This is a genomic window from Mycobacterium appelbergii, assembly GCF_032883035.1.
Lineage (GTDB): Bacteria > Actinomycetota > Actinomycetes > Mycobacteriales > Mycobacteriaceae > Mycobacterium > Mycobacterium appelbergii.
In genome coordinates this window covers 128,249-148,556 of the sequence record NZ_JAMQTH010000011.1, presented here as the reverse complement: position 1 = coordinate 148,556, position 20,308 = coordinate 128,249, and the positions used below count along the sequence as shown (strand labels likewise).

Annotated in this window: 15 protein-coding genes and 1 other RNA gene; 5 read left to right on the top strand and 11 right to left on the bottom strand. The window is 67.0% G+C overall.

What is annotated here, in order from left to right; all coding sequences use genetic code 11:
• Positions 1-106: 106 nt before the first annotated feature.
• From glnA (M1247_RS24510) to M1247_RS24500, 3 genes are all read left to right on the top strand, one after another.
• A complete protein-coding gene (glnA, locus tag M1247_RS24510; protein WP_317158997.1) occupies positions 107-1,543 on the top strand; it encodes a type I glutamate--ammonia ligase in 1,437 nt (478 codons plus the stop codon).
• A gap of 110 nt (positions 1,544-1,653) precedes the next feature.
• Entirely contained in the window at positions 1,654-2,085 is a 432-nt protein-coding gene (gene dtd / locus M1247_RS24505) for a D-aminoacyl-tRNA deacylase (RefSeq protein WP_317158996.1), read from the top strand.
• 31 nt (positions 2,086-2,116) lie between these two features.
• On the top strand, positions 2,117-2,527 hold the full coding sequence (locus tag M1247_RS24500; protein WP_317158995.1) for a DoxX family protein: 411 nt from the start codon (positions 2,117-2,119) through the stop codon (positions 2,525-2,527).
• On the opposite strand, the gene M1247_RS24495 is transcribed toward M1247_RS24500, so the two are convergent.
• The 7 genes from M1247_RS24495 to M1247_RS24465 all read right to left on the bottom strand — a co-directional run bounded on the left by M1247_RS24495 (position 2,524) and on the right by M1247_RS24465 (position 13,083).
• Entirely contained in the window at positions 2,524-3,381 is an 858-nt protein-coding gene (locus M1247_RS24495) for a TIGR03619 family F420-dependent LLM class oxidoreductase (protein WP_317159119.1), read from the bottom strand. The two genes, M1247_RS24500 and M1247_RS24495, sit on opposite strands and share 4 nt — an antisense overlap.
• Positions 3,378-4,007 carry a PaaI family thioesterase gene (locus M1247_RS24490; RefSeq protein WP_317158994.1) on the bottom strand — a complete coding sequence of 210 codons (630 nt, stop codon included), beginning with the start codon at positions 4,005-4,007 and terminating at the stop codon, positions 3,378-3,380. Before M1247_RS24490 ends, M1247_RS24495 begins: the two co-directional genes overlap by 4 nt.
• A gap of 37 nt (positions 4,008-4,044) precedes the next feature.
• Positions 4,045-7,053, bottom strand: a complete 3,009-nt coding sequence (locus tag M1247_RS24485; protein WP_317158993.1) for a bifunctional [glutamine synthetase] adenylyltransferase/[glutamine synthetase]-adenylyl-L-tyrosine phosphorylase — start codon at positions 7,051-7,053, stop codon at positions 4,045-4,047.
• A gap of 36 nt (positions 7,054-7,089) precedes the next feature.
• Positions 7,090-8,430, bottom strand: a complete 1,341-nt coding sequence (glnA, locus tag M1247_RS24480) for a type I glutamate--ammonia ligase (protein ID WP_317158992.1) — start codon at positions 8,428-8,430, stop codon at positions 7,090-7,092.
• Positions 8,431-8,481: 51 nt separating this feature from the next.
• On the bottom strand, positions 8,482-10,011 hold the full coding sequence (locus M1247_RS24475; protein WP_317158991.1) for an alpha/beta hydrolase: 1,530 nt from the start codon (positions 10,009-10,011) through the stop codon (positions 8,482-8,484).
• 87 nt (positions 10,012-10,098) lie between these two features.
• On the bottom strand, positions 10,099-11,622 hold the full coding sequence (locus M1247_RS24470) for an alpha/beta hydrolase (RefSeq protein WP_317158990.1): 1,524 nt from the start codon (positions 11,620-11,622) through the stop codon (positions 10,099-10,101).
• A gap of 69 nt (positions 11,623-11,691) precedes the next feature.
• On the bottom strand, positions 11,692-13,083 hold the full coding sequence (locus M1247_RS24465; RefSeq protein WP_317159118.1) for a WS/DGAT/MGAT family O-acyltransferase: 1,392 nt from the start codon (positions 13,081-13,083) through the stop codon (positions 11,692-11,694).
• A 158-nt stretch (positions 13,084-13,241) separates the two neighbouring features.
• Between M1247_RS24465 and panB the strand changes: the two genes are divergently transcribed.
• The gene (gene panB, locus M1247_RS24460; protein WP_317158989.1) at positions 13,242-14,114 is read left to right on the top strand and encodes a 3-methyl-2-oxobutanoate hydroxymethyltransferase; all 873 of its coding nucleotides are present in this window, start codon (positions 13,242-13,244) and stop codon (positions 14,112-14,114) included.
• Between the two features lie 99 nt (positions 14,115-14,213).
• On the opposite strand, the gene M1247_RS24455 is transcribed toward panB, so the two are convergent.
• Together M1247_RS24455 and M1247_RS24450 are read right to left on the bottom strand one after the other, a co-directional pair.
• The gene (locus M1247_RS24455; protein WP_317158988.1) at positions 14,214-14,999 is read right to left on the bottom strand and encodes an enoyl-CoA hydratase/isomerase family protein; all 786 of its coding nucleotides are present in this window, start codon (positions 14,997-14,999) and stop codon (positions 14,214-14,216) included.
• A gap of 50 nt (positions 15,000-15,049) precedes the next feature.
• Positions 15,050-16,870, bottom strand: coding sequence for a fatty acyl-AMP ligase (locus M1247_RS24450; RefSeq protein ID WP_317158987.1), 1,821 nt, complete (start codon positions 16,868-16,870; stop codon positions 15,050-15,052).
• A gap of 162 nt (positions 16,871-17,032) precedes the next feature.
• Between M1247_RS24450 and M1247_RS24445 the strand changes: the two genes are divergently transcribed.
• Positions 17,033-18,529 carry a CYTH and CHAD domain-containing protein gene (locus M1247_RS24445; RefSeq protein ID WP_317158986.1) on the top strand — a complete coding sequence of 499 codons (1,497 nt, stop codon included), beginning with the start codon at positions 17,033-17,035 and terminating at the stop codon, positions 18,527-18,529.
• An 8-nt stretch (positions 18,530-18,537) separates the two neighbouring features.
• On the opposite strand, the gene rnpB is transcribed toward M1247_RS24445, so the two are convergent.
• Both rnpB and M1247_RS24435 read right to left on the bottom strand, forming a co-directional pair.
• Positions 18,538-18,929: RNase P RNA component class A (rnpB, locus tag M1247_RS24440), an RNA gene on the bottom strand.
• Positions 18,930-18,949: 20 nt separating this feature from the next.
• On the bottom strand, positions 18,950-20,236 hold the full coding sequence (locus M1247_RS24435; protein ID WP_317158985.1) for an HNH endonuclease: 1,287 nt from the start codon (positions 20,234-20,236) through the stop codon (positions 18,950-18,952).
• Between the last annotated feature and the right edge of the window lie 72 nt (positions 20,237-20,308).

Genomic DNA, 20,308 nt, shown 5'->3' with positions numbered 1-20,308 from the left:
CACGGCCATGTGCAATTGCGTAACGTCGGCGCAACATGTGGTTGACGACCGCGCAACATCGTGTCCATAGCGTCAAGCCGCGGGTTACCAGTAAAGGAGACACTCAGTGGCAGAAAAGACGGCCGACGACATCATCAAGCAGATCAAGGACGAAAACGTCGAGTACGTCGACATTCGCTTCTGCGATCTGCCCGGCGTCGTCCAGCACTTCTCGATCCCGGCAACGGCGTTCGACGAAAGCGTCTTCGAGGACGGCCTCGCCTTCGACGGCTCGTCGGTGCGCGGATTCCAGTCGATTCACGAATCCGACATGATGCTGCTGCCTGATCCCGAGACCGCCCGGATCGACCCTTTCCGGGCCGCCAAGACGCTCAACCTGAACTTCTTCGTGCACGACCCGTTCACCCGCGAGGCCTACTCCCGCGACCCCCGCAACGTTGCCCGCAAGGCCGAGAACTACCTGGCCAGCACCGGTATCGCCGACACCTGCTTCTTCGGTGCCGAGGCCGAGTTCTACATCTTCGACTCGGTGAGCTTCGACTCGCGGATCAACGGCACGTTCTACGAGGTCGACTCTGAGTCGGGTTGGTGGAACACCGGCGAACCGCTGGAGGCCGACGGCAGCCCCAACCTCGGCTACAAGGTGCGGCAGAAGGGCGGCTACTTCCCCGTCGCGCCGTATGACCACTACGTCGACCTGCGTGACGAGATGTCGACCAACCTGATCAACGCCGGCTTCACCCTCGAGCGCGGCCACCACGAGGTGGGCACCGCAGGCCAGGCCGAGATCAACTACAAGTTCAACACGCTGCTGCATGCGGCCGACGATGTGCTGCTGTTCAAGTACATCATCAAGAACACCGCGTGGAAGAACGGCAAGACCGTCACCTTCATGCCCAAGCCGCTGTTCGGTGACAACGGATCGGGCATGCACGCCCACCAGTCGCTGTGGAAGGACGGCGCGCCGCTGTTCCACGACGAGTCCGGTTACGCGGGCCTGTCCGACCTCGCACGGCACTACATCGGCGGCATCCTGCACCACGCGCCGTCGCTGCTGGCCTTCACCAACCCGACGGTGAACTCCTACAAGCGCCTGGTGCCGGGCTATGAGGCCCCGATCAACCTGGTGTACAGCCAGCGCAACCGCTCGGCCTGTGTCCGGATCCCGATCACCGGCAACAACCCGAAGGCCAAGCGTCTCGAGTTCCGTTGCCCGGACAGCTCGGGCAACCCGTACCTGGCATTCGCGGCCATGCTGATGGCAGGCATCGACGGCATCAAGAAGAAGATCGAGCCGCTGGCTCCGGTCGACAAGGATCTCTACGAGTTGCCGCCGGACGAGGCCGCCAACATCCCGCAGGCCCCGACCTCCCTGGCGGCGGTGATCGACAGGCTCGAGGACGATCACGAATACCTCACCGAGGGTGGCGTTTTCACCGAAGACCTGATCGAGACCTGGATCTCCTACAAGCGGGAGAACGAAATCCTGCCGATCCAGATCCGGCCCCACCCCTACGAGTTCTCGCTCTACTACGACGTGTAGGGCGTCACCTTCCTAGCGCGAGCAGACAGTTATGTCCCCCAAAACTCCGGTTTTGGGGGACATAACTGTCTGCTCGCGGGCCGGCCCGGCGCAGCCCGCACAATGGACCGATGCGTGTTCTGGTGCAAAGGGTGACCTCGGCGAGCGTTTCGGTGGACGGCGAAGTCGTCGGTGCGATCCACCCCGAAGGGCAGGGCTTACTCGCATTGGTCGGCGTCACCCATGACGACGACGTCGCGAAAGCCCGCAAGCTTGCCGAAAAGCTCTGGCAGTTGCGGATTCTCGATGGCGAGCGGTCGGCGTCGGACCTCAGCGCACCGATTCTGGTGATCAGCCAGTTCACGCTGTATGCCAACACCGACAAGGGCAGACGGCCATCCTGGAACGCTGCTGCTCCCGGCCCGGTCGCCGAACCGCTCGTGGCCGAGTTCAGCCAGGGCTTACGGGACTTGGGCGCCGTTGTGCAAACAGGAGCTTTCGGCGCGAACATGCAGGTGGAACTGACGAATGACGGGCCGGTAACGGTGCTGCTGGAGCTGTGAGTTACCTGCCAGCAACGCGTATTGTCTGCCTATGACGACGAACTTGGACGCCCGGCTCACCACATACTCCCCCGTCATCATCGGCATCTTCCGCGTGGTGTTCGGATTCCTGTTGGCTGTCCACGGGGCAGCGAAACTCTTTGCCTGGCCGGTTGATACCGGCGGCGGTGCGGTGCCGGTCGGCACCTGGCCGTTCTGGTTCGCCGGGGTGATCGAGGTGGTCCTCGGCCTGATGATCGTGGCCGGTCTGTTCACCCGGATCGCGGCGTTCATCGCGTCGGGCGAGATGGCGGTGGCCTACTTCACCCAGCATCAGCCCAAGGGTCTGTTCCCCCTGGAGAACGGTGGCGAGCCCGCGGTGCTGTTCTGCTTCGGCTTCCTGCTGCTTGCCGCGATCGGCGGTGGCGCTTTCGCGCTGGACGCCGCCCGCTCCCGGCGTTAGTCCAGCTGCAGATCCTTTCGGAAACGCTTCATCCCGTCGATCTTCTCGGCCAGCGTGGCCTGCGGGCCGGTGTAGAACATCCACGGCATGGTCAGGGTGTGGGTGATCCCGCCTGCCGCGGCACGCTCGTAGTGTTCGACGGTGAAGGCGTCGGTCAGCGGGGTCAGGACGGTGAAGCCGTCCATCGAAAGCCCCGCTTCCGCCCTCAGTTCACGGATTCTGGCGATGCCGGCGATGGCGCGGTCGGTCGAGATCAGATCGCCGATCCAGCCGTCGTGACGCGCGGCGCGCCGCAGTGCCAGATCGCTCAGTCCGCCGACGTAGATCGGGATGTGGCCGGGCGAGGGCTCCATCTCCAGGCGCGGCGTGGTGTAGAACTCCCCGTCGAACTCGGTCCACCCCGGCGCCCACAGCTCGCGCATCAGCTGCAGCATCTCGTCGGTACGCCTGCCCCTGGCGTCGAAGTGTGCTCCGACGAGGTCGAACTCGTCGGAGCACCAGCCGACCCCGACACCGAGTTCGACGCGGCCGCCGGCCAGATATGCCGCGGTGCCAATAGCTTTGGCTGCCCCGTAAGGATCCCGCATCGCGGGGATGTACACGGTGGTGACGAATCGCAGCCGCGTGGTGGCCTGTGCCAACGCACCCACGAGCACCCACGGATCAGGCCAGTGGGTGAACGGTTGCCAGCGGCGTTGGCCGTCGCGGGTGTACGGGTAGGGCGTCGACAGCGTCTCCAGATTGACGATGTGGTCGGGTATGCCCATGCCGTCGTAGCCGAGATCGTCTGCGGCTTTCGCGATCTCGACAATCTCGCTGGTCTCGATGAACCCTGTGCCGATATAGAACTTCATCCGGCGTTCCGCGCCCACGAGGGCATGATGAACACGCCTTCGGCCTCGACCGTCACCCCGTCGGCATCGCTGAGTTGGCCGCGGGCATAGGTTTTGATGCCCTCGGTGCGCTCCACGAATGCGTCGGCACGCAGTGCGCCGAGCGGTGTGCCGCGCACATAACGGCAGGAGATCGTGCCGGTGTAGAGCGGCTTGCTCAAGCCGCCGCTGGCCACCTCGCCCAGGATGTGGTCGAGCACCAGCGCGCAGATTCCGCCGTGTACCCAGCCCGGGGGTCCCTCGTAGACCGCACCGAGCGTGAACTCGCTCCAGCAGGCACCGTCATCGGTGTGGTGGATGGTCAGCGGCGGTGCCAGCGCGTTGCGCAACCCCACCACCGGGTTGGCCCACACCACCGGGCGGCCGGTCTCGGCGTGCCGCATCGCCTGCTGCCCGCCGCGCTGCTCGGCACGCAACGTCGCGGTCACCGCTTCGATGGCCGCCGTGGCGTCGGCGATGGTGTCCTCGTCCACACCGGTTCGGACGCCGGCGTCGACGAGATCGCGCACCGCCCGTGTCAGAGGCTCATAAAGGGCCTGCAGCCGGTCGTGCTCGGCCGCGGCGATGACGTCGCTCGGATAGTCCACGCATCCTTACTAACACCACCCCCGGCGGAGTCTGCGGTCAACCCCCGAAGATTTTGCGGACGACGGTCTTCGCCCGACGCGTCACCCGCAGGTAGTTGTCCAGGAACTCGCCGCCGTCGTCGCTGCCCCAGCCTGCCGCCAGCGCCACCGCGTTGAGCTGACGCCCGGGGCCGGGTAGTTGATCGGTGGGTTTGCCGCGGACGAGCACCAGCGCATTGCGCGCCCGGGTTGCGGTCAGCCAGGCCTGCCGCAACATGTCGACGTCGCCCTCGGCGATCAGTTCGGCCGCGCCGATCGCGTCGAGTGCCGCCAGTGTCGACGTGCTGTGCAGCGCAGGCAGTTCGTGGGCATGGCGCAACTGCATGAGCTGCACCGTCCACTCGATGTCGGCCAGCCCGCCCCGGCCCAGTTTGGTGTGGGTGTTGGGATCGGCGCCCCGGGGCAGCCGCTCGGCGTCCATGCGGGCCTTGATGCGGCGGATCTCCTGCACGGCGTCCGCCGACACCCCGCCCGCCGGGTATCTCGTCTTGTCGATCATGACCAGGAAGCGCTCGCCGAGCTCGAGGTCGCCTGCCACGCGGTGGGCCCGCAGCAGGGCCTGAATCTCCCAGGGCTGCGCCCACTGCGCGTAATACGCCTCGTAGGAGGCCAGGGTGCGGACCAGCGCACCGTTGCGTCCCTCCGGGCGCAGACCGGTGTCGACCTCCAGTGGCGGATCCGCACTCGGCGTGCCGAGCAGCGCCCGGACCTGTTCGGCGATGCTCACCGACCAGCGCACTGCGACGGTCTCCTCCACACCGCTGGACGGTTCGCAGACGAACATCACGTCGGCATCGGAGCCGTATCCCAGCTCGCCGCCGCCGAGGCGGCCCATGCCGATCACCGCGATGCGGGCAGGCGGACCGCCTTCTTCGGGCATGTTGGCCCGGATCACCGCGTCGAGAGCCAGTTGCAGCACCGCGACCCACACTGTGGTCAGTGCTTTGCAGACGTCGGTCACGTCGAGCATGCCGAGCACGTCGGCGGAGGCGACGCGGGCCAGCTCGCGCCGGCGCAGCGTGCGCGCCGCGGCGATGCCCCGTACCGGATCGGCATACCGTCCCGCCGAGGACACCAGTGCCCGCGCCACGCTGTCCGGATCTCCCTCAAGGAGTTTCGGACCGTTGTGGCCGTCGGCGTAGAGCTGGATGACCTCGGGCGCCCGCATCAACAGCTCCGGGATGTAGGCCGAGGTGCCGAGCACCCGCATCAGTCGTTTGGCTACCGCCCCCTCGTCGCGCAGGGTGGACAGATACCAGCGCTGCTCGGCGAGTTCCTCGCTGATCCGCCGGTACGCCAGCAGTCCGGCGTCCGGATCGGGGGTGTCCGACAACCAGTCCAGCAGCGTCGGCAGCAGCACCTGCTGCACCCGGCCGCGGCGGCTGCCGTCGCCGGTGAGCGCTGCCAGATGGGTCAGCGCGCTCTGCGGACCCTCGTAACCCAGCGCGGCGAGCTGACGTTCGGCTGCGGTGGTGCTCATCCCGACGCGGATGCCCAGCGCGGGCTGGCCCACCGATTCCAGCAACGGCTGGTAAAACAGCTTGGCGTGCAGCCGCGACACCCGCATGCTCTGACGCTTGAGCTCCTCGCGCAACACACCCTGCGCGTCGTGCCTGCCGTCAGGTCGGACGTGCGCGGCGCGCGCCAGCCAGCGGAACGCCTCGTCATCGCTGTCGTCGGGCAGCATGTGGGTCCGCTTGAGCCGCTGCAACTGCAGCCGGTGCTCAAGCAGCCGCAGGAATTCGTATGACGCCGTCATGTTCGCCGTGTCGTCACGCCCGACGTATCCGCCGGTGCCGAGCGCGGCCAGCGCGTCCACCGTGGATGCCACGTGCAGCGTCTCGTCGTTACGGCCGTGTACCAGTTGCAGTAGCTGGACCGCGAATTCGACGTCGCGTAGGCCGCCGGTGCCGAGTTTGAGCTCGCGGGCCCGGACACCGGCGGGAACCAGTTCCTCGACACGCCTGCGCATGGCCTGAACTTCTGGCACGAAATCTTCGCGCTCGCAGGCCGTCCACACCATCGGCATCAACGTCTCGATGTAGGCCCGGCCCAGGTCCGGATCGCCTGCGGCCGGGCGAGCTTTCAGCAGTGCCTGGAACTCCCAGGTTTTCGCCCATCGTTCGTAGTAGGCGAGATGGGAGTCCAGGGTGCGCACCAGCGGGCCCTGCTTGCCTTCCGGACGCAACGCGGCGTCCACCTCGAAGAAGGCGTCGGCGGCGAACCGCATCATCTCACCGGCCACCCGGGTGGCCAGGGCCAGGTTGTCGTTCGCTGCGCCGTCGGCGACCGGCTCGCCGACGAAGATGACGTCGACATCGCTGACGTAGTTCAGTTCGCGCGCACCGCATTTACCCATCGCGATGACCGCCAGGCGCGGCGGTGCGGTGTCGTCGTCGCAGACCGCGCGGCTCGCCACGGTCAGTGCCGCGCCGAGTGCGGCGTCGGCCAGATCGGACAGGTGCGCGGCCACGGTGACGAACGGAAGGACCGGCTCGTTCTCCACGGTCGAGGCCACATCCAGGGCGGCCAGCACCAGCAGCCGGTCCCGGTAGAGCTGCCGCAGCGGCGGCACGGCTGTGCTTGTGCCCATGGCGATTTCGACGTCACCTGCGGCCGAGGTGAAGGTCTGGCGCAGCTCTGCCGCGGTCGGGAGTTCTACGTCGCCTGCCAACAGCCGCCAGGACTGCGGATGGGCCACCAGGTGATCCCCGAGGGCCAACGATGAACCCAGCACGCCGAACAGCCGGCCGCGAAGCGGGCGATCGGTGAGCAGCGCGCGGTTCAGTTCGTCCCAGTCATCCTCGAGCTCGTCGGCCAGCCGCACCATGGCCAGCAGGGCGATGTCGGGATCCGGCGCACGCGACAGCGACCACAGCAACTCGACATGGGCATCGGTGTTCCAGCCGAGCCGCTTCAGCTCGGCGGGCGCCTGCGGCTGCACGAGCCCGAGCCGGCCGACACTGGGCAGCTTCGGACGTTCGGTCACAGGTTTCGCCACGTCCACGACGGTATCGCACGGACCCGCCGTCAGGGGTGAGCGCTACAGCGAGAGGTAGGTCTTCAGCTCGTAAGGGGTGACGTGGCTGCGGTAGTTCTCCCACTCGGCGCGCTTGTTGCGCAGGAAGTAGTCGAATACGTGCTCCCCCAACGCTTCCGCGACCAGCTCGGAGCTCTCCATGAATTCCAGTGCGTTACCCAGGCTGGACGGGAGCTCGCGGTAACCCATGGCGCGGCGTTCCTCGGGCGTGAGGCTCCAGACGTTGTCCTCGGCCTGCGGGCCGAGCACGTAACCCTTCTCGACGCCGCGCAGGCCCGCGGCCAGCAGCACCGCGAAGGTCAGGTACGGATTGCAGGCCGAGTCGGGGCTGCGCACCTCGACGCGGCGTGACGACGCCTTGCGCGGGGTGTACATGGGCACGCGCACCAACGCCGAGCGGTTGGCCGCACCCCACGACGCGGCGGTCGGCGCCTCGCCGCCGTGCACCAGGCGCTTGTAGGAGTTCACCCACTGATTGGTGACCGCGCTGATCTCGCTGGCGTGCTCGAGAATGCCAGCGATGAAGGACTTGGCCACATCGGAGAGCTGCAGCGGGTCGTCGGCGCCGTGGAAGGCGTTGGTATCGCCTTCGAACAGGCTCATGTGGGTGTGCATGGCCGAGCCCGGATGCTCGGCGAACGGCTTGGGCATGAACGATGCGCGCACCCCGTCGCCGAGGGCCACCTCTTTGACGACATAGCGGAAGGTCATCACGTTGTCGGCCATCGACAACGCGTCGGCGTAGCGCAGGTCGATCTCCTGCTGACCGGGAGCGCCTTCGTGGTGGCTGAACTCCACCGAGATGCCCATCTGCTCCAACGCGTCGATGGCGTGGCGGCGGAAGTTGGGGGCGGCGTCGTGCACGGCCTGGTCGAAGTAGCCGCCGTTGTCGGCCGGGATCGGCACACTTCCGTCGTCGGGGCCCGGCTTGAGGAGGAAGAACTCGATCTCCGGGTGGACGTAGCAGGAGAATCCGAGGTCGCTGGCCTTGGCGAGCTGGCGGCGCAGCACATGCCGCGAGTCCGCCCACGACGGTGAACCGTCCGGCATGGTGATGTCGCAGAACATCCGCGCGGAGTGGTGATCGCCGGCGCTGGAGGTCCACGGCAGCACCTGGAACGTGGACGGATCAGGCCGCGCCACAGTGTCGGATTCGGAGATCCGCGCGAAGCCTTCGATGGAGGATCCGTCGAACCCGATGCCTTCTTCGAAGGCACCTTCGAGCTCGGCTGGGGCGATCGCCACCGATTTGAGGTATCCGAGTACGTCGGTGAACCACAACCGGACGAAACGGATATCGCGTTCCTCCAGCGTGCGCAGCACGAATTCCTTCTGCCGGTCCATGCCCGCAGCGTAGGCATCGGCTGTTAAATCTGTGTTACGGCCCTGCAAGACCTAGCAGCGGAGGTCACCGGGCGGCGTCGCGTGAACGAAAAAGTTCAACACCGCCGTGTCCACACACGCGTCACCGTTGAACACCACCGTGTGTTGGGTCCCGTCGAAGGAGATCAGCGAGGCGCCCAGTTGCCGGGCCAACTCGACGCCGGCCTGATACGGCGTGGCCGGGTCTCCGGTGGTCGAGACCACCACAACCTTGCCCGGGCCCGGTCCGTTCACGTCATGTGGCGCCGAGGTGGGCGGAACCGGCCACAGCGCACAGATGTCGCGGGGCGCGTACCCGGTGAACGCGCCGTAGGCCAAAAACGGTGCGACCTCGCGGATGCGGCGGTCGGCGTCCGCCCATACCGCCGGGTCGGTCGGGTACGGCGCGTCGACGCAGCGGATGGCGGTGAACGCGTCCTGCAGGTTCTGGTACTTCCCGGCGGCGTCACGATGTTGATAGTCATCGGCCAGCAGCAGCAGGTCACCGGCGTCGGTGCCGCGCGCCAAGCCGAGCAGCCCACTGGTGAGATAGGGCCAGAACCGGGCCGAGTACAACGCATTGCCGGTGCCGATGGTCGCGTCCTGGTAGCTCAGTCCGCGCGGATCCGAGGTCCTGCCCGGCCGCTGCACCAGCGGGTCGACCAGCTGGTGGTAGCGGCTGACGAACTGGGCCGGATCGGTGCCGAGCGGGCAGCCTGCCGATTTCGCGCAATCGGTGGCGTAGGCATCGAAAGCCTTTTGAAAACCCGCCATTTGGCGGATGTTCTTGCTGACCGGATCCAGGTTCGGGTTGACTGCCCCGTCGAGCACCATGGTGCGCACCCGGTCGCCGAACTGCTCGGCGTAGGCGGCGCCCAGCTCGGTGCCGTAGGAGAAGCCGAGGTAGTTGATCTGGTTTTCGCCGAGCGCGGCACGGACGGTGTCCATGTCACGGACCGTCGACGCCGTGCCGATATTGGCGAGGAACGGCGCGCCCATCCGGTCCAGGCACTGCTGCGCCAGCTGCCGGTGCAGCCCTTCGATGTGGGCGACCCCCGCCGGGCTGTAGTCGGCGAGCGGTTCACGACGGTAGGCGTCGAACTCGGCATCGGTGCGGCACCGCAGTTGCGGCGTGGAATGGCCCACCCCACGCGGATCGAAACCGACCAGGTCGAATCGGCGGGTGAGCTCGGTGTTGGCGAGCGCGGCACCCATGCCTGCGACGGTGTTGACCGCCGATGCGCCCGGTCCGCCCGGGTTGACCATCAGCGCGCCGAGCTTCTCACCGCTGGCCGGGATCCGGATCACCGCCAATTGCGCTTGCGCGCCTTGGGGATTGGCCGCGTCTGTCCAGTCGACGGGCACAGCGACCGTGCCGCACTGGGCGGTCGGGATCGCCGCCGGGTTCGCGACCCAGTTCGCACAACTCCCCCACACCGGCGGCGTGCCGAACGGCGTAACCGAGGCTCCTTCGGGCGACGCCGCGGCGACCGGGGTGGCAAGCGCGGACGCCATCAGCAGCACCACCGTTAGAAGCCTGCCCACCCACCGCACGGCTGACATGGTCGCACGCCTTTTGTGCCGCAACGGTGCCCGAGGCCGACCAGTGATCAGCCGGCAACCATACGGTGATCTAACGGAATTGGCCCGTCAGCACTTGGTGCCCGGCGGCGGCACCGCGACATCGACGAGATATTTGGCCGCGATGTCGTCGATGCAGGCGTTGCCCTGGAACACCACGGTGTGCTGGGTGCCTTCGAAGGTGACCAGCGTCCCACCGAGCTGGCGGGCCAGATCCACGCCCGCCTGGTACGGGGTGGCCGGGTCGTTGGTCGTCGAGACGACCAGTGTCGGCGGCAGGCCCTCGACCTTGATCTCGTGCGGGGTGCTGGTCGGCGGCACCGGCCAGAACGCGCAGGTGCCCAGAGGCGCGTGTCCGGTGAATTCGCCGTAACTCATGAACGGGGCGACCTCGCGAAGCCTGCGGTCCTCGTCGACCACCGTGGCACGGTCGGTCACCGGCGGTTGATCCATGCAGTTGACGGCCACCCGCACGTCGGTCGAGTTGTTGTAGTGGCCCTTGGCGTCGCGGCCCATGTACAGGTCGGCCAACGCCAGCATGAGGTCACCGTTGCCGTTCTTGATGCCGGTCAGTGCGTCGGTCAGATGCCGCCACAGATTGGGCGAGTACAGCGGCAGGATGGTGCCGACGATCGCGTCGCTGTAACTCAATCCGCGCGGATCCCTGGTTTTCCCGGGGTTTTCGACCAGCGGGTAGACCAGGTCCTTGTACACGTCGACGGCTTTGGCCGGATCGGTGCCCAACGGGCAGTCCACATTCTTGGCGCAGTCCGCGGCGTAGTCGTCGAAGGCCTTTTGGAAGGCGGCGGCCTGCCGGATGTCTGCCTCCACGGGGTCGGCGTTGGGATCGACGGCGCCGTCGAGGATCATCGCGCGGACCTTGTCCGGAAACTGCTCGGCATAGGTGGCGCCGATGCGCGTCCCGTAGGAGTAACCCAGGTAGGTCAGCTTCTCGTCACCGAGGGCGCCGCGGATCGCGTCGAGGTCCTTGGCGACGTTCTCGGTGCCGACATTGGCCAGAAACTCCTTGCCCATCTTGTCGACACAGCGCTGGACGAACTCCTTGGTCTCGTTCTCCAGGTGCGCCACGCCCTCCGGGGTGTAGTCCACGGTCGGGTCGGCACGTAGCCGGTCGTTGTCGGCATCGGAGTTGCACCACACTGCCGGATTCGACGAGGCCACGCCACGCGGGTCGAACCCGACCACATCGAACCGGTCCTTCACCGACTGCGGCAGGGTGGGCAGCAGGGAAACCGCCGATTCCACCCCGGACTCCCCCGGCCCGCCCGGATTGATGACCAGAGAACCGACCTTCTCCCCGGCGGCCGGGAAACGGATCATCGCGATCTGTGCGACATCGCCATCGGGCTTGGAGTAGTCCACCGGAACCGACAGCAGCCCACATTCGGCACCGTCGGGGATCTGCACCTGGTCGCCCGAACCGGCGTTGCACGGCAACCACTGGACCGGTGAGCCTGGACGGGGCACCGCGATCCTGGCTTCTCCGTCGACCACCTTGCTGCAGCCCGCGAGCACCAGTACCGACACCGCTATCAGCACGCCGACGCGGGCGGCCCCGATCCTGAGCTTCATGGCTTCACATGCTGCCATGGCGCAACATCGATCGAGGCCGGGCCCGGTCGATGAGCTCCGTGACCGGCTCTACCCGACCGCCTGGAGCAACTCCTCGAGCGCGACGACGAAGTCGTCGGCCATGTCCCACAGATCGGGCAGCAACTCCGGGCACGAGACGATCCCGACATCGAGCTTGCCGGTCAGCGACATCACAGTGATGTTGAGCCCCGAGCCGTGAAAGATCGGGCCAAGCGGATACATCGCCAACACCTCGGAGCCCAGGAAGTACAACGGCACCTGGGGGCCCGGCACGTTGGAGATGACGAGATTGTGCACCGGTATGGCGCCCGAGAGTCTGCTGGCCGCGTAGACGCGCATCGCGACACCGAACACCGCGGGCGCGGCGAACTGCGTCCAGTCCTGTAACAGCGTCGCGCCGATGGCCGAACTGTGTTGCTTGGCCACCGAATTCGCTTGCGCGATGGCGCGCAGCCGATCCGCCGGATCCTCGATGTGGGTTTCCAGGCGGGAGAACATGCCCGACACCTGATTGCGGCCGGGCCGGTCGGAGCGGTCGTGGACCGACACCGGCACCATCGCGACCAGGGAGTTGTCCGGAAGTTCACCGCGGTCGGCCAGATAGGTGCGCAGCACGCCGGACACCAGCGCCATCACCACGTCGTTGACCTTGACATCGAAGTGGTTCTTCACCTTCTTGATGTCCTCGAGGTTGAGCTGGGCGAACGCGACGTTGCGATGTCCGGTGACGTTGGCGTTGAACGCGGTTTTGGGCGCAGCGAACGGTGCTGCCATCGTCAGCCCGGAGCGGGCCCGTTTGACTGTGTCGAACACCGTGGACAGGGTCGTCGGCAGCACGTTGACCAGCTTCAACGGCCGAGCCATGAACCGCACGGCGCCGCTGATCGCGATCTCCAACTCCGATGCGCCGCCGACGCCATCCACCGGGTCCGGTGGCGGCGCGTCGGGCTCCGTGCTGCACAGCTGTGACATGAGATTGGCTCCGGTGACGCCGTCCACACCGGAGTGGTGCACCTTGGTCATCACCGCGAGGCGTCCACCCGCGTGCGCGTCGGTGCCCGCGATGTTCTCGATCACCCACATCTCCCACAGCGGCCGGGTGCGGTCCAACGGCAATGAGGCGATGTGGCCGCAGATTTCGGCCAGCTCGACGCGACCGCCCGGCGCAGGCAATCCGATCCGGTGCAGGTGCCGGTCGACGTCAAAGTCCTTGTCATCGACCCATACCGGATGATCGAAGTTCAACCGGCTGTCGGCCAGTTTCTCGCGGAACTCGGGCATCGCCTTGATTCGCAGGGAAAGTGCGTCGCGCAACCGGTCGAAGGTGTAGCCGCCGGGCACCGTGGTCGTGTCGAGCTCGAGGATCGAGCACACGTGCATCGGCTGAGACGCGGTTTCCAGATACAGGAAGCTGGCATCGAGTCCGCTGAGCCTTTGCATGCCGCTGATCGTAAGGCCGCCGACGCTGACTGTGAGGAAATCCACTCGAACGTTCCTTTTGCCGGCAACCAGGCGAGTGGCAGACTGACAATGTCAGCCGAACCCGGGGACCGTCGAAACGGCCACGAGGATCGAACCGACCATCACGAGGGACAATGATGTCTGAACAAATTGTTTATGGTGCTGCCGATTCCACTGCTGCGGCCACGCCGCGAACCACATCCACCGGCGCGACCCGCACCAAAGTCCGTACCGTGACGCTCCAGAAATGGAAGGCCGAAGGCCACAAGTGGGCGATGCTCACCTGTTATGACTACTCCAGTGCGCGGGTTTTCGACGATGCGGGCATCCCGGTGCTGCTCGTCGGCGACTCGGCGGCAAACGTTGTCTACGGCTACGACACCACCGTTCCGATTTCGATCGACGAACTGATCCCGTTGGCGCGGGCAGTCGTCAAAGGTGCCCCGCATGCGCTGGTGGTGGCCGACCTGCCGTTCGGCAGCTACGAGTCCAGCGCAACCCAGGCTCTGGCCACCGCAACCCGCTTCATGAAGGAGACGGGCGCCCAGGCAGTCAAGCTGGAGGGCGGTGAGCGGGTGGCCGAACAGATCGCCACGCTGAGCAGGGCCGGCATTCCGGTGGTGGCTCACATCGGCTTCACCCCGCAGAGCGTCAACGGTTTGGGCGGGTTCCGGGTGCAGGGCCGCGGCGATGCCGGCGACCAGACGATTCACGATGCCATCGCGGTTGCCGAGGCCGGTGCGATCGCCGTCGTGCTGGAGATGGTGCCTGCCGAGCTGGCGACCCAGATCACCGGCAAGCTGACCATTCCGACCGTCGGCATCGGCGCCGGACCCAATTGCGACGCCCAGGTGCTGGTGTGGCAGGACATGGCCGGGCTCACCAGCGGCAAGACCGCCAAGTTCGTCCGGCGCTTCGGCGATGTCGGCGGCGAACTGCACCGTGCGGCAACGCAGTACGCCGAGGATGTCGCGGCCGGGGTGTTCCCGGCCGAGGAACACAGCTACTGAGCACAGTCACCTGACTCGCCTGCCCAGATCAACGAAATGGCTGCTCCGCGACCCGGAATTCAACCCTTTCGTTGATCTGGCGGGTGAGCGGACGCCCCGCTAGGCGAATTCGGCCCGGCGCTTGGCGAGAAACGCGTCCACGCCCTCGCGTCCATCGGCGGAGTTGGCCCGCGTGGCGATCGAACGGCCCTCAGCCTCCAACTGCTCCTCAAGGCTGTTCTTCAGCGACGAGAGCAGCAGTGACTTGACCGCGCCGTTGGAGCCTGCGGAACCGCCGGCCAGCCGTTCGGCCAGTTCCGCGGCCCGCGGCGCCAACTCCGCATCGGCCACCACCTCGGTGACCAGGCCCCACTCCTGTGCCTGTACGGCCGACAGCGTGCGGTTGGTCAGCATGAGTTCCTGCGCGCGGCGCATGCCCACGAGGCGCGGAAGGTAGTACGACGAGCTGCCGTCCGGGCTCAGTCCGACCTTGGTGTAGGCCATCGTGAACGACGCCGACTCGGCGGCCAGGACGAGATCCCCCGTCACCGCGATGCTGAATCCCGCACCTGCCGCGGTGCCGTTGACCGCGGTGACCAGCACGGCGTCCATCCTCGCGAACGTCGAGATCGCCCGGTGCAGATCGTCGGCCACACCCTTGATGTACGCCCCGCGATCCGGTGCGGTGGCAAACGATTTCAGGTCACCTCCGGCGCAGAAGAACCGGCCTGACCCGGTCAGCAGCACCACCTTGGTGCCCGCCGTGTCGCAGCGCCTGGCGGCATCCGCCAGTTCGCGAGTCATGGTGTCGTTCATGCCGTTTGCGGCGTCCGGGCGGTTCAGCGTGATGCGCGCGAGCGCACCGGACTGCTCGAAGGAAATGGCTTCATAGGCGGGCTCGGTCACAGACCGGCACTCTATCGGGCGGCCTGCTCAACTGGCCGCGCACCCGGTTGTCACAGTTCCGACAAATACTGCCGTTGGCAGGCGCGCCGGGCCAACTTTCCACTGGTGGTACGGGGAATCGAACCCGCCGCAACAAGTCTGATGTCCGACACCGCGACCGCGTGCCGCTTGGAGATCGCGGCGCGGATCGCGTCGGTGATTGGCTCCGGGTCGGCCCGCCCGGCCCCGGGCGCGCGTTCTGCGACGATGACGAGCCGTTCGCCCCTGCCGTCGCCCGGCGAGGTCGGCGCCGAGAACGCCGCAACGAAACCCGGCCGCACGCCCTGGGAAGCCTCGGCCGCGGTCGCTTCCAGGTCCTGCGGATAGTGGTTGCGGCCATCGATGATGACCATGTCCTTGACCCGCCCGGTGATATAGAGGTCGCCGTCGAGGTACATGCCGAGGTCGCCGGTGCGGAACCACGCCCCGCTCTCCGGCGCCCCCTGAGCATGGCTGCGCTCGGGCAGTCGCGATTGCAGCTTGTTGTGGAACGCGACTTCCGTTTCACTGCTGCGACGCCAATATCCCCGACCGACATTGTCGCCGTGCAGCCAGATTTCACCGACGTGACCGTCCGGCAGCTCCGCATCGGTGTCGGGAGCGACGATCACCGCCCATTGGCTGCGGGCGACTTTCCCGCACGACACTTGCGGCACCGCGCCGGGATTCTCGGCCGGCACCACCACGGCCCGGCCCGCGCCCAATTGTTCGCGGTCGACGTGTACCGCGCGGGGCTGGGCATCCGGGGCGATCGTCGAGACGAACAACGTGGCCTCGGCCATTCCGTACGACGGTTTGACGGCCGTGGGCGGTAGACCGTACGGCGCGAACGCGGTGTTGAACCGCTGGATCGAAGCCATGCTGACGGGCTCAGACCCGTTGATCAGGCCGGCGACGTTGCTCAGGTCGAGGGTTTCCCCGGCCCGCGGGAGGCCGCGCTGCGCCGCGAGGTCAAAGGCGAAGTTGGGCGCCGCGGCGAAGGTGGGCAGGTCCGAAGCCCCGAGTTCCTTGATCCAGCGATAGGGCCGCCGGACAAACGCCACCGGGGACATCAGCGTGATCTCCCCGCCACACAGCGCAGGGAACATGATCATCAACAGACCCATGTCGTGAAACAGCGGCAACCAGCTCACGCTGCGGATGTTCCAGTCCAATCCGACCGAGAGGATCATCTGCAGCACGTTGGTGCAGGCCGACCGGTGGGTGATCTCCACCCCGGCGGGGATGCGGGTCGACCCGGAGGTGTACTGCAGATATGCGATGTCGTCGCTGTCGAGTGGAACGGGCGTGAACGTCGTGCCCACGGAGTCGGGCACCGCATCGATGGCGATCATCCTGGGTCGCCGCGACCGGGGCAGCTTGCGCAGAAACGCGCCCGCCGCTTCGGCCGCAGGGGTGGTGGTGAGCACCACTGTCGGGGCCGCGTCGCCGAGCACCGCATCCAGCCGCTCGGCGTGCCCGGGAAGTTCCGGGGCGAACAGCGGCACCGCGATGTTTCCGGCCCGGATGGCGGCGAAGAACCCAACGACATACTCGACGCCCTGGGGCGCCAGGATGGCCACGCGGTCGCCGCTCGCGGACACCTGCTGCAGCCGGGCCGCGACAGCACGCACTCGCGCGTCCAGCTGCGTCCAGGTCAGTTCGACGGCCTGGCCGTCACGTTCGAAGTCCAGATAGCGGTAGGCGGGTGTGTCGCCGAGTGCGGCCACATTGAGGGGAAAAAACGACATGAGGGTGGTGCCCTCGGGGATGGCGATGTTGCCATTTGAGTCCAGATAGTCCTCGACCTGCAAACGTGACGCGGTAGGCGTCAATATGGTTTCGCGGCCCATGACCTCAATTCTAAGAGATCGCCTCATAATCAGCGTGTAGAAGTTTGCGCGGCGCGGAAAGTCTTGACCGCACCGTGACCCACGGTCGCGTCGAAGTGTCCGTTCAGCTGTGGCACGCTGGGCATTCAGGTCCTCCGTATCCGGTGCATGATGAAGGTGAGCATGGCCACGAACACGCCGAAAACTTCCAGGTACACCGAAGTGGAGCGAAAGTTCGAGGTAACCGAGTCAACCGTCTGGCCCTCATTCGACGGGTTGTCCGCAGTGGCCCGGGTCGATCAGTCGCCATCACAGCGACTCGATGCTGTGTATTTCGACACGCCGGGGCGTGATCTTGCCGCCCACCGGATCACGTTGCGGCGCCGCACCGGTGGCTCCGACGCCGGCTGGCATCTCAAGCTGCCTGCCGGTCCCGATGCCCGCACCGAGGTGCGCGCCCCACTGGGGTCCACCGACGACGCCGTGCCGGAGGCGCTCGTCGACACGGTGCTGGCGATCGTGCGTGATCGCACCCTCTCCCCGATCGCCCGCATCACCACGCGGCGCACCGTCGAGCTGCTCCACGGCCATGACGGGTCAGCCCTTGCCGAGTTCTGCGACGACCAGGTCACCGCGTCAGCGACCGAGGGTGAGGGCGCCGAGCAGCAGTGGCGCGAGTGGGAGCTCGAACTGGTATCCGCTGACGCCGCATCCGATCTGCTCGACCGCCTGTCCAACCGGCTGTTCGACGCCGGGGCCCGCACTGCGGGGCATGGTTCGAAGTTGGCCAAAGTGCTGGAGTCGGCGGGCACGGCCGCCGAGGCAGGGCCGTCGCCGTCGGATCCGGTGCACCGTGCGATCGCCGAGCAGGTTGCCCAGCTACTGGCCTGGGATCGGGCCGTGCGCGCCGACGGCGATGACGCCGTGCACCAGATGCGGGTGACGACGCGAAAGATCCGCAGTCTGCTGCAGGAGTCGGCGGACTCATTCGGGCTCGCCGACGACGGCTGGATCCTCGACGAGCTGCGGACCCTGGCGGGCGTACTCGGTGTGGCGCGCGACGCCGAGGTACTGGCCGAGCGCTACGAGCGTGCCCTCGACGAGTTGGCGCCCGAACTTGTGCGTGGGCCGATTCGGGAGCGCCTGGTCGACGGCGCCAAGAGGCGCTATGAGGCCGGTCTGCGGCGGTCACTGCTGGCGATGCGTTCTCAGCGCTACTTCCGCCTGCTCGATGCGTTGGAGGCGTTGATCACGGCTGAGTCGACCGCGCAGCCGGGTGAGGATCACCCGCCGGTGACGATCGACGCGGCATACAAACGGGTTCGCAAGGCCGCCAAGGCCGCCGACGAGGCGGCCCAGCCGGAGAACGCCGATCATGACGAGGCCCTGCACCGAATCCGCAAGGGCGCCAAGCGTCTTCGCTACACGGCGGCCGCCACCGGCGCCGCGAAGGTGGCGGACCGGGCCAAATCCCTCCAGACGCTTCTGGGCGACCACCAGGACAGCGTGGTGAGCCGGACCCACTTACGCACACAGGCCGAAACCGCATACGGCGCCGGCGAGGACACCTTCACCTACGGTCTGCTGTACCAGCAGGAGGACGATCTCGCGGAGCGCTCACGCGCACAACTCGACGAGGCACTCAAGCGGTTGCGTAAGGCGGTGCGCAAAAGCCACTAGGCGCAAGGCGAACGAGTTGGCCGATAAGCCGGATTCTGTTCTTCACCGCCATGACTGGCAGCGAAGCGGCGACCATCCATCTGGACACACCGTCACCGGGTGCCTCAAGCGGCCTACCCGCAGACTCGGGCGAGCAACCCTCGGACGCCTGCGCGGCCGCAACCAGGTTGCAGCCTTCTTGGCCTTGCTTCGGGTGGGGTTTGCCTAGCCATCCCGGTCACCCGGGATGCTGGTGCGCTCTTACCGCACCGTTTCACCCTTACCATTGCTGGCGGTCTGTTTTCTGTGGCACTTTCCCGCGAGTCACCTCGGATTGCCGTTGGCAATCACCCTGCTCTATGAAGTCCGGACTTTCCTCGACGCCCAGAAAACTGGGCTCCGCGGCCGCCTGGCCAACTCGTTCGCGCAGATCACCGTACCCTAAGCCGCGTGGGGTAGGGCGAATTCGGTGGCCAGTCGTAGTTCGGTCTGGCTGTGGTACATGTCCACGGTGCCCGGTGGTGGTGGTGCGGTGGATCGGTACACCACCCCGGTGGGGGTGACGAACAGGGCGGTGTGGGTGCCGTTGTCGTCGAAGGTGTGTACCCGCCAGCCCGGTGCTTCTTTGGTGTAGTTGCACTGTGCACACAATCCCAACCCGTTGAGCGCACTGGTCGCCCCGCCCCGGGCAGCGGGTCGGGCGTGATCGGTGTGCCGGATCGGGGCATCACAGTAGGGGGTGCGACAGGTCTGATCACGCAACCGGATGAACATGGCCAGCGCCGTGGGAAACCTCCGGGCCCGCGACTGCATCGCCACCAACGCCCCCGACCCCGGATGACGATAAAGCCGGCGCAGGGTGGCCCGCGAGCGCGCATCGGTGACCGCGTCGCTGACCAACTCGCGGGCCACCTGCGCCGGGACCGGGCCGTAGCCGTCGACCACGGCCGGGCTGTCGTCGCCGCCGAGCAGGGTCTGATCCGAGATCACCAGGTTCACCGCGACCGGCACCGGCACCGGCGCGGGCCGGCCGGTGACCCGTTCGAAGATGGTGTCGGTCATCACCTGCCCCCGCGACCGGCCGTCCCCGCAGCGGTTGGCTTCCTGGTGTGCGGCGGCATAGACCGCCACCCCCTGGGCCATGGGCAACAACACCGTCACCCGGGCCATGCAATCGGGCACCGGGCGGATCGTCACCCGGCTGTCCTGCACGGCGTTGGCGGCCCGCGCCACCACCGCGTGTGGATCCAGCCGATAGGCGATGGTCTTGGCCCTGGCCACCAGCCGCTGATCGCCCATGCCGGCCAGGGCGGTGAGCTCGGCGCACATCTCGGCATCGAGGGTGCGGCGGTCCTCGACGTCCAGACACGCCGACTCCCGCACCAGCAGGGTGGCCCGCCATTCCGAGAGCACCCCGGCTTCCAGCGCGGCCAGGGTGTGGGGCATTTCCAGGATCAACGCCTTGGCCAACCCCAGGTGCTGACCGCCGCGGTTGGGCGAATCCTGCCGGGCCAGGGCCACCTCACCGGCCAGCCCGCGGCCGCGTTTGGCTGCCGGTACCCCGGCGGCGGCCTCCCGGGCCCGGCGGGTGGCATCCAGCCGGGCCGCCGCGCGGGCCTGCCCGGCGGCGGCCGCGGACTTCACCTGCTCCAACTGGGCGATCCGCAGCAGTAACGCCGACTCGTCGGCATCGGGGTCGACCTGCACCAACCCACTCGGATCGAACATGTGTTCGAGTATGCCACACACCACCGACCGCGTTGACTCATCAAAAATGCGCGTGAAACGGTGATTCGTTGC